This window comes from Pseudarthrobacter sp. rb, from assembly GCF_056389225.1.
In genome coordinates this window covers 34,361-49,837 of the sequence record NZ_JBWJAR010000006.1, presented here as the reverse complement: position 1 = coordinate 49,837, position 15,477 = coordinate 34,361, and the positions used below count along the sequence as shown (strand labels likewise).

Annotated in this window: 12 protein-coding genes; 3 read left to right on the top strand and 9 right to left on the bottom strand. The window is 67.8% G+C overall.

Going from position 1 to position 15,477, the window contains the following annotated elements; all coding sequences use genetic code 11:
- From ACWRN3_RS09830 to ACWRN3_RS09820, 3 genes are all read right to left on the bottom strand, one after another.
- Positions 1–2,628, bottom strand: coding sequence for an AMP-binding protein (locus ACWRN3_RS09830; protein ID WP_476740512.1), 2,628 nt, complete (start codon positions 2,626–2,628; stop codon positions 1–3).
- 194 nt (positions 2,629–2,822) lie between these two features.
- On the bottom strand, positions 2,823–4,034 hold the full coding sequence (locus ACWRN3_RS09825; protein WP_476740511.1) for an alcohol dehydrogenase catalytic domain-containing protein: 1,212 nt from the start codon (positions 4,032–4,034) through the stop codon (positions 2,823–2,825).
- 224 nt (positions 4,035–4,258) lie between these two features.
- Positions 4,259–4,639 (bottom strand): hypothetical protein, encoded by a 381-nt coding sequence (locus ACWRN3_RS09820; RefSeq protein ID WP_255173092.1) that lies wholly within the window; start codon positions 4,637–4,639, stop codon positions 4,259–4,261.
- A 193-nt stretch (positions 4,640–4,832) separates the two neighbouring features.
- On the opposite strand from ACWRN3_RS09820, the gene ACWRN3_RS09815 reads away from it, so the two are divergent.
- Positions 4,833–5,837, top strand: a complete 1,005-nt coding sequence (locus ACWRN3_RS09815; protein WP_476740510.1) for an MIP/aquaporin family protein — start codon at positions 4,833–4,835, stop codon at positions 5,835–5,837.
- 75 nt (positions 5,838–5,912) lie between these two features.
- On the opposite strand, the gene ACWRN3_RS09810 is transcribed toward ACWRN3_RS09815, so the two are convergent.
- A complete protein-coding gene (locus ACWRN3_RS09810; RefSeq protein ID WP_476740509.1) occupies positions 5,913–6,812 on the bottom strand; it encodes a metallophosphoesterase in 900 nt (299 codons plus the stop codon).
- Between the two features lie 766 nt (positions 6,813–7,578).
- On the opposite strand from ACWRN3_RS09810, the gene ACWRN3_RS09805 reads away from it, so the two are divergent.
- Together ACWRN3_RS09805 and ACWRN3_RS09800 are read left to right on the top strand one after the other, a co-directional pair.
- Positions 7,579–8,502: an AfsR/SARP family transcriptional regulator gene (locus ACWRN3_RS09805; RefSeq protein ID WP_476740508.1), complete on the top strand. Its 924-nt coding sequence runs from the start codon at positions 7,579–7,581 to the stop codon at positions 8,500–8,502.
- 185 nt (positions 8,503–8,687) lie between these two features.
- Complete coding sequence (locus ACWRN3_RS09800; protein ID WP_476740507.1) at positions 8,688–10,061, top strand: sigma-54-dependent transcriptional regulator; 1,374 nt, start codon at positions 8,688–8,690, stop codon at positions 10,059–10,061.
- Between the two features lie 6 nt (positions 10,062–10,067).
- Here ACWRN3_RS09800 and ACWRN3_RS09795 read toward each other — a convergent pair whose 3' ends face one another.
- Genes ACWRN3_RS09795 through ACWRN3_RS09775 form a run of 5 tightly spaced genes read right to left on the bottom strand, consistent with a single transcriptional unit; the run spans position 10,068 to position 15,457 of the window.
- The gene (locus ACWRN3_RS09795) at positions 10,068–10,697 is read right to left on the bottom strand and encodes a hypothetical protein (protein WP_476740506.1); all 630 of its coding nucleotides are present in this window, start codon (positions 10,695–10,697) and stop codon (positions 10,068–10,070) included.
- Entirely contained in the window at positions 10,688–11,470 is a 783-nt protein-coding gene (locus ACWRN3_RS09790; protein ID WP_476740505.1) for an amidohydrolase family protein, read from the bottom strand. The genes ACWRN3_RS09795 and ACWRN3_RS09790 overlap by 10 nt, the downstream gene beginning before the upstream one ends.
- Entirely contained in the window at positions 11,470–12,525 is a 1,056-nt protein-coding gene (locus ACWRN3_RS09785; protein WP_476740504.1) for a hypothetical protein, read from the bottom strand. Before ACWRN3_RS09785 ends, ACWRN3_RS09790 begins: the two co-directional genes overlap by 1 nt.
- Positions 12,526–12,560: 35 nt before the next feature.
- The gene (locus tag ACWRN3_RS09780) at positions 12,561–14,126 is read right to left on the bottom strand and encodes a hypothetical protein (protein WP_476740503.1); all 1,566 of its coding nucleotides are present in this window, start codon (positions 14,124–14,126) and stop codon (positions 12,561–12,563) included.
- 2 nt (positions 14,127–14,128) lie between these two features.
- A complete protein-coding gene (locus tag ACWRN3_RS09775; protein WP_476740502.1) occupies positions 14,129–15,457 on the bottom strand; it encodes a hypothetical protein in 1,329 nt (442 codons plus the stop codon).
- Between the last annotated feature and the right edge of the window lie 20 nt (positions 15,458–15,477).

Genomic DNA, 15,477 nt, shown 5'->3' with positions numbered 1-15,477 from the left:
CTACTTTGCTGGTGCTTCACGGCCCAGGGCAATACGGGGCGAAAACGCACGCCGCCCCTTCAGGTGCCGTTCCACCGCAGCCATGGCCCGCGTGGCCACCGCCCAATAGAGGATCCCGCACACCATCGACGCCAGCACGGCAATCCCCTTGGCAAGCGGCTCCGGGACGTCCACGGACTCAACCAGCGGGTACACCAGCCAATGGGTGACGTAAATGTACAGCGACGCGCTGGCCAGCAGCGCCGTGATCCGGTGCAGCCCGCGGGGCACCCGGAAGGCAGGCAGCCAGAGGAGGACCAGGCAGCCCGCCAGGATGGTGGCGCTCCGGTACGGGTTGTCGAACGAGGCGGGAACGGTCAGGAAGGCGAGCACCGTCACGGCCAGCCGGTGCCACACCGTGCGGGAGGCGGCGGCTGCCCAGCCAAGGCCAAACAGCCACAGGACCGGCCCCTGGCCCGGGTAGCGGCTGTCAACAAGATCGAAGAGCAGCGGCAGATCCACCACCACCAGGGCCATGCCGAATGCCCAGGGCCAGCGCCGCACCGCACGGTCAGCCGCCGGGACCGCCAGCAACAAAGCCAGCCCGATCAGGACGTGCACCAGGATTTCCACAAACCAGAAGCGGGAGTAGTCGCTCCACCCCGAAGGACCCAGGAGCGTATTGAGCAGGAACACGTTGTGCCACGCGTACTTGTCCGTCACGGCGAACGCGAGCCCGATCACGGCCACGCTGGGGACCACAATCCGCGCGATGCTCCGCAGATGACGCCGGAACCGTTCCGTGCGGCTGCCGGACAGCTGGAAGCGCGCAAAGTTGTAGCCGGCCACGGCCATGAGCACGTGCGCGGTGCCTTGCCAGTGGAAGAACCCGATGTGCGTTGAGACGATGGCAACGATCGCCACCGCGCGCAACACGATCCCGGTTTCCATGGGCGCGAAAAGCCGCCGCCGCCTTTTACTGGGTCCGGTGCGGCTACCGGGAGACGCCACGGCATGACGCACTCCGTGCTGCGCGGACGACAGTTCGCAGACCGGCATCAGGTGCCAGCCTTCGGGGAGATACCCGAGGGCATCCTCCAGCCGGATGGACGCTGCCACGTAGGACAGCGAGTCGCCGCCCAGGGACACAAACGTGTCCGTGCCGGAGACGCTGCCCACTTCAAGCACCTCGGCGAAGATGCGCCCAACGTCCATGGAGCCCGCGCCAGGGACCGTCGTGCCGCCGTCGTGCCCTCCGCCTTCACCGGCCGTTGCCCCTGCACCGGCGAGTGCGGCGACGGCAGGGTAGTCCGGTTTGCCGTTGCCGAGGCGGGGGATGGCCTCCACGGGGTGAAGTTCGACGGCGGCGCGCGGCAGGCCAAGGTCCTGCGCCAGGGTTTTGGCAATGAGGCCCAGGTCGTGGTCACCTTCGACGGCGGCCACCACGGCGTCGTCGGACCCGGCGGCGGCGGCGGTCACCCCGAGGTCCGCCAGCAGCCGCTCCACCTGCCCCAGATCCACCCGGAGTCCCACGATCTTCACGAAGCGGCTCCGCCGGCCCACAATCTCGTAGAGGCCGTCCGGGCCCCGCCGGGCAAGATCTCCGGTGTGGAGCTCGTCAACAACGCGGCCCAGGCTGAGGTCCTCCGGCCGTTCGGCGTACCCCAGCATCACGTTCGGGCCGCTGTAGACGAGTTCGCAGGCGTCCAGTCCGGGAACGGGCTCCAGCCGGAAGGAGCCGCCCGGCACCGGCACGCCGATGGCGTTCGGATGCTCCAATGCCCGGTCCGGCGGCAGGTAGGCCATGCGTGCGGTGGCCTCTGTCTGCCCGTACATCACGTACAGGTCCCACCCCTGCTGCCGGCCCAGCTCCGCGTAGGAACGCACCCGCTCCGGGGCCAGCCGTCCGCCCGCTTGGGTGATGTAGCGAAGGCTGGGCACGTCCATGTCCGCAAAGCCCACGCGGTCCAGGAGGTCGAAGGTATAGGGGACGGCCGCGAAGGACGTCACCTGCCGGGCCCGGACCAGGTCCCAGAAGCAGGGGTCCACCACCGAGAGATCGGTCAGGGCCAGGGACGCTCCCGCGAGGAGGTGGCTGTTCACCACGCTCATGCCGTAGCAGTAGGAGAGGGGGAGCGTGGTGGCAGCCCTGTCAGTGGGGCGAAGCTGCAGGTACTCGGCGATCGCGGCCGCGTTGGCCTGGATGCCGTCAGCACCCAGGCGGACGAGTTTGGGTGAGCCGGTGGACCCGGAGGTGCTGAGCAGCAGCGCGAGTTCGGGGTGCAGTTCGTGGCATGTTTCGTCCCGGCGCACCTCCAACACCGCCTGGCCGTCTCCCGTCCGGACCACGATGTCCGGGTCATAGGCATCCGCGAGCGCTTCCGCGGCCGTGGGGTTGGTCGGCAGGACCAGCAGGGGATTTCCGGACGACAGCGCTGCCAGGTAGGCAACCAGGGCCGGCAGGGTGTTGTCGGCCTCCAGCGCGATGAGCCTGCGGCCGTGCCCGAAGGACCGGACAACTTCCTCCACGCGCCGGGCCAGTTCGCGGTAACTCAGCGACTCGCTGCCGGTGCTGACGGCAATGCGGTCCCCGAACCTGGCCAGGTTGGCCGCGAAGGGGACTCCGGCAAGCTTTGTCTCTAACGTCACCGAAGCACAGTAGAAGGTGAGGCTAACCTAACTCAAATGGATGTATGCACTCCAACGCTCCCAATGCCTCCCAGCTGCCCTTCAAAGCAGCCCCACGTGCCGGGTCCGTCCTCGCCGGCGCACAGGAAGACTGCAGGAACGCACGACGGCGGCCCGCCCCCAATGAGCGGGGCCGCCGGTCATGCAGGGGAGGACTAAGCCGTGGTCAGCACCGTCTTCAGCCAGCCTTCCTCGCGCCGGTCGAAGTTCAGGTAGGCGTCCACCACGTCGCTGATCGGCTCATGCTGGGTGATGAACTTCGTGGGGTCGAAGACGCCGGACGCCACGAGGTCCACCAGCGGCGGCGTGACCGAGCGGTGGTCGCAGTTGCCCATCCAAATGGTCAGGTTCTTGTTCATGGCCTGGCCGATTGGGTAGGTGGTCATGGCCGGGCTGTACACGCCGATAATCCCGATCCGCCCGTACTTCCGGACCGTTTCCACACTCCACTGCGAGACCTGCGACGGCGCATTTCCCGGAACCCAGTTATCACCCTGCACGTTCGTGCTCGGTGCAACCTCGGCCACTTCCTGCGCGAACTGCTCCGCCTGCTCCTCGCCCTTGGCCGCGGCGGGACCGGCCCAGGGCCGCTGCGCGTCGATGCCCACGGCATCGATAACCGCGTCCACGCCGATCCCTTGCGTCGCCTCCTGCAGGGCTTTCACGGGGTCTTCGCTGTTGAAGTCGATGACGTCCGCGTTCTGGTCGAGTGCCTGGACCAGCCGCGTTTCGATCCCGTCGATCGCGAACACCCGCGAGGCGCCCTGCCGGAATGCGGACGCAATCGCCAGCTGCCCCACGATCCCCGCACCGTATACGGCCACGGTGTCGCCGCGCTGCACGCCGGCCAGCTGCGCGCCGAACCAGGCCGTGGGGAAGATGTCCGAGAGCAGGATGGCCTGCTCGTCGCTGACGTTGTCCGGCAGCGGAGTCAGGGTGTTGGAGGCCCAGGGGATCCGGGCGTACTCGGCCTGCAGGCCATTGATGGGGCCGGTGGTTTCGGGTCCGCCGAAGAAGCAGGTCCCGGCCTGCGGGCCGTTGGGGTTGGCGACGTCGCACTGGGCGGTGTGCCCTGCCCGGCACTGCCAGCACACGCCGCAGGACATCGTGGAGGAGACGATGACGCGGTCGCCGGGGGCAAACCGCCGTACGGCCTTGCCTACGGCGGTCACTTCCCCTACGGCTTCGTGGCCCAGGATGGTGCCTTCCTTCATGCCGGACATGGTGCCGCGGATGAAGTGCAGGTCCGTGCCGCAGATGGCGCTGCGGGTGATGCGGACAATGGCGTCGTTCGGATCAAGGATGGTGGGATCGTCAACGGTGTCCAGGCGGATGTCGCCTTCACCGTGCCATACGAGAGCTTTCATGAGGGACTCCTTAAACGGGTTCAAGCCGCCGGTAGGGTTCTGGTCATCAGGCACCTCAGCGCGCCCAGCTGCAAGATAGTAAGCCTACTGCCTATTTTGGAGCCCGGCCAGCAGTTCGGCGCCGCCCCGATGACGTACAGGCGCGAAAAGTACGACGCCGGCAAGCACCAAAGCGGCCTGCCCGCCTTGTGCAGGCAAGCAGGCCGCGGTCCACATGTCAGGTGCTAGGGCTCCGCGTGCGCGTCCGGGGCGCCCGGCTTGCGCGTGGGATCCACGGTGCCGCCCTTGCCGTAATCGCCTTCCGGGTACCGGCCGGTTTCGGAAGCGGCGGTCCTGCCGGGTACCGGACCGGCCTGGCCGTAGTCGGCCTTGACGTACCGCCCGGCGCCCACGGTCCTGTCGCCCAGGGGTTCGGGCAGTCCGCCTTCGCTGCCCGCCGGACCGTAGTCCCCTTCGATGTACTGGCCCTCTTCGTCTTCGGCATGCCGGCCGCGCTGGGCGCCGGCTTTGCCGAAGTTGCCTTCGACGTACCGTCCGCGCAGGTCGCGTTCCTCGGGCGTTTCGTCCGGGGTGGGGGTGTTTTCGGTGCTGCCGTTGTCGTTCATGATCGTGCCTTTCGAACGAACTCCACGTCCCCGGGTGAGGTCTGGGCCCGTTGGGCCGTTGCATTCTGGAAACTATTGCTTTTCCGGGACTGTTGCCTGGGGATACTTTCGGCGTAGCATAAAAGTACCCGGATTGTCAATCCGTCCGGATGAAGCCAAGGACAAAACCAGAATCGCAAAGAAGGTACGCGCGATGAGTGATATCAGTCCGCTACGACATGCCGTCCGCAATGGCAGCGGACTCAAACAACTGGGTGGAACCTGGGGCGAGCTCCTCGCGGAGTTCCTGGGCACCTTTGTGCTGATCTCGTTCGGCGACGGCGTGGTGGCCATGGCGGTCGCCGCGCTGCCCGGATCCGGCCGCGCCGCCACGTCCACCACCATCTTCATGGCCGCGGGCGACTGGCTGCTCATTGCCTGGGGATGGGCCCTGGCCGTGGCGCTGGCCGTCTACGTGGCCGGCGGCGTCAGTGGCGCCCACATCAACCCGGCCGTGACCATTGCGTTCGCCGTCCGCCGCAAGTTCCCCTGGCGCAAGGTGGGGCCGTACATCGTGGCCCAGGTGGCAGGCGCCTTCGTCGGCGCCGCGATGGTCTATCTGCTGTACTACAACGCCATCGACGCCTACAACAAGGCCGTCGGCACCGGCCGCGCCGACGTGAAGGGGCTGGCCAGCTACTCCATCTTCGCCACGTTCCCGGCGCCCTACTTCAACGGCAACCCCACGGGCCCGCTGATCGACCAAATCGTCGGCACGGCGTTCCTGGTCATCTTCGTCGTGGCCATCATCGACATGCGCAACACCGCCGTCCAGGCGAACCTGGGCCCGTTCATGATCGGGCTCGCGGTCGCCGCCATCGGCATCTCCCTCGGCGCCAACGCCGGCTACGCCATCAACCCTGCCCGCGACTTCGGACCGCGGCTCTTCGCATGGCTGGCCGGATGGGGCCAAACGGCGCTGCCTGGCACAGTGGACGGCGCTTTCAGCTGGTACTTCTGGGTTCCCATCGTGGGCCCGGTGGTGGGTGGCGTAATTGGCGTGCTGATCTACGACTGGTTCATCGGCGACGTCCTCGATGCCCGCGCCCGGCTGCAGGAATCTACGCCTCCGGGCCGCGCCGGTGGCGAAACACCCCCGGCCACTGAGGCTGAGGCCGTGCCCAAGACCCATACCGTCCCGAAGAGGCGGGCGGCCTAAGCCTCCAACTTCGAAAGCGGTAAGGGCGCGACGGCGGAGCGCGGCGGGGGCGTCCGCCGTCGGGCCTGGCATGGGTCACTTGGAGATACTGAACGAATCCGTGAAGGTGTACCCCGTGGCGGGCACGAACTTCACATCCATTCGGGAGCTGTTCAGCCGGACGTCCACCGTTCCCATTGCCGGATCCGCGTTACTGCCGGACCAGGCCGTGAAGTACGGCTTCTCCTCGTCCTTGGTGTTGATGTTCCTGATGTTCCTGCCGCCCAGGCCTGAGGTGACAAAAACGGTGCCCTTGCCTTTAGTTAGGGAGTCGTCCGTATCAGCCATGCAGTCGCGTCTCGCTGCCATCTGGCGGCAACTGACGCTGGTGGCCAGCTGGTGGGTCCGTTGGTAGACGTGTTCGTGGCCGTTGAGGACGAGATCCACCTTTTTCCGGATCATCATCTCGGTCAGTTCCCGCCCGGCGTCGCAGCTGTAGCGCCCAATGCTGAAGCAGGGGGTGTGCATGCCGACAACCGTCCAGGGAATCTTCGCGTCCCGGGCCCCATCGATGGCGCCTTCCGTCCACTTCCAGCGGTCACTGCCTTCTGAATAGTCCAGTTCATCCCCGCCGGCGAAAGGAATCCCGGGGGACAGCAGGATGACCCGTACCAGGGGGTTTTCCTGCGGCAAGTCCACGTACCACTGTTTGGCGTATTCACCGTGGATGCCTTGCAGCTTGTTCGGCAGGCACTGCGCGAACTTGTCGATGTCGCCCTGCAGGCCGTCGCTTTCATGGTTTCCGGCAATCAGCTGGTACGGAAATTCGGTGCCCAGCTTTCCGGTCACCATGTCGCAGAACTGCTGCTCCGGAGCATCGGAGTAGGCTATGTCGCCGAGATGGAGGTTGAAATCCGGCGCCAGCTCCTTGATTTTGTCGAGTACAGCCTCGGCGCCTTCTTCGAGGCCCGTATCGCCGGCGGCAGTGAAGTGCACAGTCCTTGAGTCTGTGACCTCGGGAATGTCGGGCGCTGGGGGTCTTGTTTCGCATCCGGCAAGCCCGGCACACACCAGCACGGCCAATACAATGGACGCGGCCCGCTTTCGTGCCGGCATGTGGTCTCCCTCCAATGACGCGCCTCTGCCTGATGCGCCCATCCGGCCATTCTCCGCCGGGGTGAGACCAACGTATTGGGCAAGCACCGGAGGATCAATAGGGATTCCCGCAGGAAAGCCCGCATCCCCGGCGTGCCCGATTCAATTGCCGATGCTGAAGGCATCCATGAAGGAGGACCCTCTGGCTGGCATGAACCGTACGTCCATGTGGGTGCTGGTCAAAAGAACCTCCAAGGTCCCGAAGGCGGGGTCCTTGTTGCTGCCCGACCAGACGGCCAGTCCGGGTACATTCGGGCATTCCACAACGTAGCCGGTGCTTTTGGCAGGGGAAATAGGTTTTTGGCTGCCCGGCTGCCAGGGGCCTACGGGGCCAGTTGCCGCTTGACGCCCGCACGCTCCGTGGCGCGCATGGTCCCCACCGACCCATACGTTCCTTTTCGAACCGGGGAAGTGGGCTGCGGAAAGGAGCGTCCGCGTCGACACGGAATGTGCGCATCGCATGAGCTTTCGAGAGCCCGCCCTCCCAACCCGATTAGGGGCCCCGCCACATTGACATTCATTTTCAAGCTGAGGATCCTCATTTCTACGTAGTTCAGGTACTTCAACCCGGCTGAGGTGTCCCGTGGGCGGTGGTGGCTGTGGACATGTGGAATTGGACCTGCTCCGGTGTTGGCAACTGCGCCGCGACGGAGAAATTGTCCATGTTGCCGTCCGCCAGCAGCGCCTGATCGCCGTGCTTGCCATCCGCGGCCCCAGGGTGCGGAACTACGTTGCCGGGCTCCTCTGGCCGGACTGCCCCGAGCCGCGGGCACTGGAGAGCCTCAGGGTGAGCGTGCACCTGGTCACGCGCCAGATCCCCGGCATGTTGGCAAAGGACGGATCGGTGCTGGCCCTGGACCCGTCGGTGCAGGTGGATCTCTACCGGGTGCGGGCCCTGCTCCAGGACAGCCCGGCAGGAAACGGGGCCGCCACGAAGGCCCTGCTGGACCTGCGGGACGCTGAGCTGCTGCCCGGCTGGTACGAGGACTGGGTACTGTTCGAGCAAAGCCGGCTGCAGCAGGACCGGCTGCGCGCCCTGACGCTCCTGGCACGTTCACTGCTGCAGGCGGGGGACTGCGGCGGCGCTGCGGAAGCGGCGGGCGCTGCTTTGGAAATCGAACCCCTTTACGAGAGCGCGGTGCGGGCCCTGGTCACCGCGGAACTGGAAATGGGGAACCCTGTTTCCGCTCTGCACGCCTACGGGAACTACACGGCGGCCCTGCGCAGGGACCTGGGCGTCCTGCCATCGGAAGCGCTCACCAGACTCATCGACGCCGTGCAGATGGGGTATCCACCCGCGCGGTATTCACCCGTCCTGGGCAGCCAGCCACTGACGCACAGCGTGGAGGACTTCCTCCCGGTCCACCGTGGAGAGGCTGCCATGCTGCCCGGACCCCTCGCTGTAGGTGACACGCGCGCGGAAGCCGTGTTCGCCGTCGGGCTCGGTCCACGTGCGGATCACCAGGGTGCCGCCGCTGGCGGGGACACCGGGCCCGTCAGGGACGCTGTGGTCGGTCATGGTGTTATCTGACTCCTCATCCGTTGACCCTGATCATGCGTGAAAAACCATCAGCAACCCGCGGTTTTTCCTGAAAGATTGGCGCAAGATCCTCTGGCGCAGGGGCAGTGGCAGCAGCAGTAACGGGGCTGTAACGCCGGGCATGGTCAGCTTCGTTGCGCAGGCGAAGTGCCGGCAGAGGAACTGCGAGGGGCTCTATGCCGTGGGTGATGGACCTCAGTGGCCGGCAGGCCTGGGCCAGTGAGGCCATCGAAACCCTCAGTGCCGCACACGTCCCCCTGCAGCTGGCGGATGCTCCCGAAACTGCCGCCACCGCCGGCATTATCTTTGCCGGGGCGCAGTCCCAGGACCTGGTCTCGGCCCTGGGGATGGCGGAATACGGCAGGTGCAGGGTGCTGGTGTTCGGGCCGCCGGACGGAAGGCTGAAACCCTGGCCGGTGCTTGAGGCGGGTGCGGTGGAATGCATGGCCTGGCACGGCCAGGTGGAGCCGGTGGCGGCTTGGCTGCAGCGGATCGAGGATGTGGAAACGGTCATCGACTCCGTTCCGGTCCGGGACAAGCTCGCGGGGCAAAGCCCGGCGCTGCGGTCCGCGCTCCGGGACCTGGTGGTGGCTGCGAAGTTCGGGAACGCACCCATCCTGATCCAGGGGGAGACGGGGACCGGCAAGGAGTTGGCGGCCCGGGTGGCGCACGCGGTCAGCAGCCAGCGCGGCAACCTGGTGGTGGTGGACTGCACCACCATCGTCCCCACGCTGATGGGCAGCGAGTTGTTCGGCCACGAACGCGGCGCCTTCACGGGCGCGGTGAGCGTGCGGACCGGCGCCTGCTCCGGTGCAGACCAGGGCTCGCTGTTCCTCGACGAGGTGGGCGAACTCCCCTTGGAACTCCAGCCCGAGCTGCTCCGCGTGGTCCAGGAAGGCACCTACAAACGCGTGGGCGGCGACAGGTGGCTGCACAGCAAATTCCGGCTCATCTGCGCCACCAACCGCGACCTGGCATGTGAAGTCACCGCCGGCAGTTTCCGCACCGACCTCTACCACCGCATTGCCGCCTCGGTGGTGACCATGCCCCCGCTGCGGGACCGGCTGGAGGACATCCTGTGCCTCTTCGCCCGGTTTTGCCGGGAGGCCACCGGCGCCCGGAGCGATCCGGACGTGGATCCGGCTGTCCAGGACGTCCTGCTCCGCCGCAGCTACCCCGGCAACCTGCGCGACCTCCGGCAGCTGGCCTTCCGCATCGCGGCGCGGCACGTCGGCCCGGGGGCCATCACCCCGGGCGACCTTCCCCGCGAGGACAGGCCCCAGGCAGGTCACCCGGGAGCGGACCAGGGCCAGAACGCGTACGACGGCGGCCCGGCCGGCGCGGTCGATCCGCTCGCCAGGGCGGTGGCCTGGGCAGTGGACGCGGGCCTTGGGCTGCGGGAGATCAAGGAGCGCGCGGCCGAGGCGGCCGTGGCGGTGGCGGTGGAACGGAGCGGCGGGAACGTCCATTCCGCCGCCACCATGCTGGGGCTCACGGACCGTGCCGTCCAGCAGCGGCAGGCCCGCAGGACGGACACCGGCGGGACCTAAGTCCAGCTAATCCCCGTGGCCCAGCTCGTCCGCCACTTCGTGCCAGTACCCGTCACCGGTCTCCTCAGCGAGTTCCCGGAACAGGTCCCCAAGTTCGCGCCAGAGGACGTCCGGCCCCTTCCGCCCCGGAAGCCGGCCCCGGTAGTTGGCACGTTTATAGATCCTGCCGAACTGCTGGCGGACCAGGTCCTCCACGGCGAGCCCGAACATGTCCGGCTGCTTGTCCGGTGACGGAAACGGAATGAATTTTGCCAGCTGGACCGGCGGCAGTTCGCGGCGGGACTTCACCAGGTCCTTCGTGGCGGGAAGCCGGTCATCCCTGGTGGTCTTGGCCACCAGCCGGTCCCCGGCGATTTCGTGGGCGAAGATGCGCACCTGGCTGGGCGCCGGCCCGGGCGGCCAGGGCCGGTAGGTAATCAGCCACACGGCTTCCCGTCGGGGCTCGTTGCCCGCCATCCATGCGGGCCGGGCCGTCCTGCTGCCAGGCCTCGCCCGGCGGGTGGCCTCGCTCTGCCGGAGGTAGGCGCGCAGCTGGTTGAGGCCGCCCCTGATCGCCGGTCCGTTGTCCGGTTTTATCTCGGCCATTCCCGGCGCCCTGATCGGTTCCGGACCTGCGGCCGGCACATTTACAGCCATGCCCTCTTCCTCCTGTCATGTCCTGCATCGGTGCAACAGCGCCCGCTCCGGGCCGGTCCCGTCAGCCTGAGGACGTTGCCACCCAGGATGAGGTCGCGGTCAGCCGGCGGCAGGTCCAGCGCGAATATTTTGGCGAGCTCGGGCGCGGGGTGCAGGTACGGCCCGTCGCTGCCGAACAACACCTTCCGCGATCCGGCCCGGGCCACGGCCTCCTCCAGCAGGTCGAAGTACCGCACCCCGGAGCTGTCCGTGAAGATGTTGGGTACCCGGACCAGCGCATCGGTCAGCCGTTCCTGGGCCCGCCAGTCGTCGTTGAAGGACGACAAATGCGGAACAATCCAAGCGACCCCGGGATGCCGCCCGGCCAGGTGGCAGACCAGCTGCACGTCCCCGCCGGGGTCAAAGAGCACCGGCATCTGATGGCGTTCCGCGGCAAGCGCCACCTCGTCCGTTGCGGGCCCGTCGGACCAGTGCACCTTGATCCCGCAGGCGCCGCGCGCGTGGGCAGCCGCCACCATGGCGTCCACCCGGCCCCTGTCGGCCACGGGGTTGACGAACACATACCAAAGCCACCCGCCGGGCTCCCTCAGGGCAAGCTGCGCCACGGCCCGGTTGGCGGCCGCGTAGGTGCCGCCCGGCGCGGCCATCAGCACACCCCGGAAAATTCCGACGGCGGCAGCCCGCTTCCGCCACAGCGCAAAGGATGCGGCGGGGGCGGCCGGGCCCAGCGGGACGCCGGCGGTCCCGACATGGACGTGCGAATCCACGATCATCAGGCGGCCCGCCTGTCCCGCGTCACCGCGGCCAGTCCCCGCACCAGCCGGTCCAGGTCGGCCTGGCTATGGTCGGCGCGCACCGCGGCGGACAACACGGCGCCGGGCCGGCAGCGGGGCAGCTGCACCAGCGCCTGCACGCCCCGGGCAGCGAGCGCGGCCCGCCATCGGCGTGCCAGCGGCAGCGAGCCCACCCGGGTTCCAACAATGGGGAAGGGAAGTCCCATCGGCGGCAGACCCAGATCAGCGAACGCTGTCCGCAGCCAGAGGGTCAGCCGCCACAGCCGCCGCCGCAACCGGTGGAGGCCGCTGCTGCGGAGGGCCCCGATACCGGCGGCGAGGTCGGCCGCCGACGGCGGGCTGCTGTGCATCCGGTTCCCGCCGTTGCGGGCCACCACCCCGACCGTGGTGCTGTCACCCGTGATCACCGTGACGGGCGTGCCGTAGGCCTTGGCCAGCGAACCCAGCCACAGCAGCCGGTCGTGGGACAAGCCCAGCCACCGTGCCGTGCCGGTACCGTCCCCGAAGCCGTCGGGCCCGGATGTCCGGCCCAGGACACCGAAGGCCAGGGAATCGTCAACGATCACCTGCCCCCCGGTCTTCGCGGCGATGGCCTGCAGGTGTGCCAGGGGCGCGGGGCGCCCGCACCCCTGGCACCAGCCGTCTGTCAGCAGAAAGGTCTTGACGGAAGGTACGACGGCGGGCGGCCGGAAGTGCGGGTACGCCACCACCCGGACGCCCCGGGAGAGCGAGGCCCGGCACGCCCACTGGGACAGCGGGTACGCGTCCTCATCCACCAGGAGCACATCCCCGGGGCGGGGGAGTGACTGCAGTACGTCCATCATTCCGTGCAGCGCTGACCTGGCCACCAGTCCGCCGTCGGCATGCTGTTGCGCGGCAACCAGGGATGCCAGCTCGGCGGCGGCCGGCAGCTCCCGCAGCGCGGCGGGCTCTCCGGTGGTGAACTCCGCCCACGGGAGCAGCCTGTTGCTGGGGTGGTACTGGCCCAGGAACAGTGCGGAAGTGAAATCCGTTCCGTCCGGTAACCCGGCCATCTCCTGACCTAGCCCTCTCCTGATCTGGACATTCCCTAGTACCGGACCAGCTTCCGGGCCAGCCGGCGCTGGAGCAGCGCGGACGGCATGGTGGTGTCCACGCGCTCGCTGAGGTCCGCCCCCGTGACGGCCCGGTAGGCGTGGATGTAGCGCTGGACGGACGGCTTCCATTTGAGGGCCCAGTTCTTGGCGTCATCGCTGGTCATGCCGGACTCGTTCCACCGGCCGTGCCGCACGGACAGCAGCAGCTGCTCCCCGTGGACGGCCAGGTCATAGAAGTGGGTCACGCTGGCGTCGGACCATTCCTGCATCAGCTTCATGGTGTCCACCCGGCCCATCCACTCTTCCTGGTAGGGGACCATGGTGCGGCCGCCCAGGAACTCGCGCATTTCCGGCTGGGCCAGCATCCACTGGACGTCCAGGGTTTCAATCCGGGCGGACAGCGAGACGTCGGCGAACTGGTTGTTCGCGCCGGCGGCCAGGACCAGGTGCAGTTCCTGCAGGTTGCTCAGGAGCGGGAACGCGTCCGCGTCCACGGTCTTGTCGCTGAATTCCTTGTAGTAGCGGTGGCAGGCATTGAGCAGGCTGTGGAACGCGTCCAGGAACTGGGTGCGCCGCTCCACCAACAGTTCCGCCGGGGGAATCGCGCGGCCGATCAGCTGCAGGCCGTACTGGTACTCGTATTCCGCGGCGCGGCGCCGCAGCGAGAGCCGGTCCTTCTCGGCCTCGGCCAGTCCCCACAGGAGCCCGCGCAGCGGCAGCAGCGGACTGACGGCGAGCCGGGAGAGCGCGTCCCCGTCCGGCTGTGAGCGCCGGTTCTGGAAGCGGGCCAGGATCCTGTTCAGGGACTGGAAGAGCATGCCTTCCTCCAGCCAGTACACGTAGATCAGCTCGACGAACGGCACCTGGTTCAGAGGGTACTGGCCGTTCGGGATGCCGTCCGGGAAGGGCCTGGCGAGGTCGTTGTCCTGGTCGCTGACGTAGGACAGGGGGATGGCCTGGGCGCTGTGGTTGGCGGGCCCCCAGCCGGACCCCTTCTTGCGGAGCGGATCGAACTTGTTCCCCAGGGCGCCCTTTGAGATGAATTCCACGGACAGCGCGTGCAGGTTCTGGTAGGTGAGGCCGCCGAAGGGCGGGAGCGAGCCGAACGTCTTGGCCTTGGTCTTCGCGAAGGCAGCGAAATTGGTGTACGTCAGGTTTCCTGCGACCCCGGAGATGAAGTCCCACAGCTGGGCGTGTCCGCTGTTGGGGGCAGCGTTGGGCTCCAAGGCCACCTTGATGACCGGTTCGGAGTCGGGTGCCTGGACGTCGATGCGATCGATGATGGTCCAGTTCCCCACGATGCCGCGCATGTTGGGGCGGAACCGCACCCGGTATTCCAGCGGCTCGGGGAGCCGTACCTTCAGTTCGAGCGCCTTGCCCCGGCTCATGGTCTTGGTGAAAATGCCGCCCTTGTTCCCGCCGATGGGGATGCTCCTGCCCTGTTCGTCCAGGACCTGGAAGTTGTAGTCGCCCAGGGGGTCCGAGCTTTCCAGCTGGAAACGGATTCCCACATCCTGTCCGGCATACACCGGTGCAACCGGCCGTCGATTGAAATCCATGGCTATCTCCTTGTTGTTAGTGCTGGTGTGGTGAGGTGGTGTGCCGGGCTGCCGGCCAAGGGTGCGTTGGCGCCCATGTCGTCCAGGCTGCTGCGGACCGCCCATGCGGTAAGCAGCGAGGACAGCTGGGAGCTCTCCTCCTCGGCGGTGATGCGGCCGGCGGCTTTGGCCTGGCCCAGGACGGCAAACACCAGTGCGGGCCGTTGCCGGGCCATGACGCCGAAGTCGTCGCCCCAGGCCTGGTGCAGGCGGAGCAGCCGCTCGGGCCGCCGCTCCCGCGTGGGCCAGATGGTGCCCAGTTTCCGGCCGCCTGCCGCCGGGACGGGATGGTTCATGAGCAGGGAGACCAGGTCGCCGATGTGGGCCTCGCACTTGCTGATCCAGGCGAGGTGCTCCGCCGGCAGCCCTGCGGGCGGGTACATGGCCCGCCACACGGATGCCAGCCCGCGCCACTGGGGGTGTGGGTAGAGGGCGTCGCCCAGCGCCGCGGAGATCAGCACCCGGAGGTAGGGCATCGGGTGGGGATCGGTGCCGCCGGGACGGAAGACGAAGTAGCGGGGGAGGCTGACCACCGCGAGCAGGCCCACGGTGGAGGTGATGCCGACCGTGGCGACCGACCACATGTCCGCCACGATTTCGCTGATCCACAGGGACCACACGTCCCAGCCGCCGTCCGGGTCCTGCTGTGCACGCCGGTCGAGTTCTGCGCGGAGGGACGTCAACAGGTCCAGCTGCGCCGCTCCCTGGTGGCCCACCTCGTGGGCCAGGGAGGAAGCGATCCCGCTGCCCACCATGCGCTCCCGGGGCAGCCTGATGATCCCCACCGGGTTCGGTTTGCCGCCGGGCAGGCGGGTCTTGGCCCGCCGGATGGCAGCACCCGCACCCCTGGCGAGGTAGACCACCAGCCGGGCGTCGCCGTCGTCGTGGTTGCCTTCCAGCCGCAAGGCGTCCTGGGCCAGGATGTCCAGCCCGGAAAGCCAGACCCCTGTGGAGTGCTCGCTGCGCTGGGTGACCACCTCGGTGAACAGGTCGAACTGGGCCAGCACCACGTTGAACTGGAGGCGGATCAGGACGAACCGGCGCTGCTGTTCGGCGGGACTGGCCGTCCTGCCGTCCCCGTGCAGCCAGTCCAGGAACTCGGCAACCTGGACCCGCAGCTCGTGGCGTCCGGCATGGAGGAAGCGTTCGATCAGCAGCTGGGCGTCCCGGGGCAGTGCGGCGGCCAGGACCATGGTTTCCTGCATGACGAAGGGCTTGATCTGGTCCAGCCGGGACACCAGGCCGTCCGCCTCGCTCTCGATGAGCGCGGTGCTGATGGTGTTCGTTTCCATCCCGATCGCCTGCCGTCAGC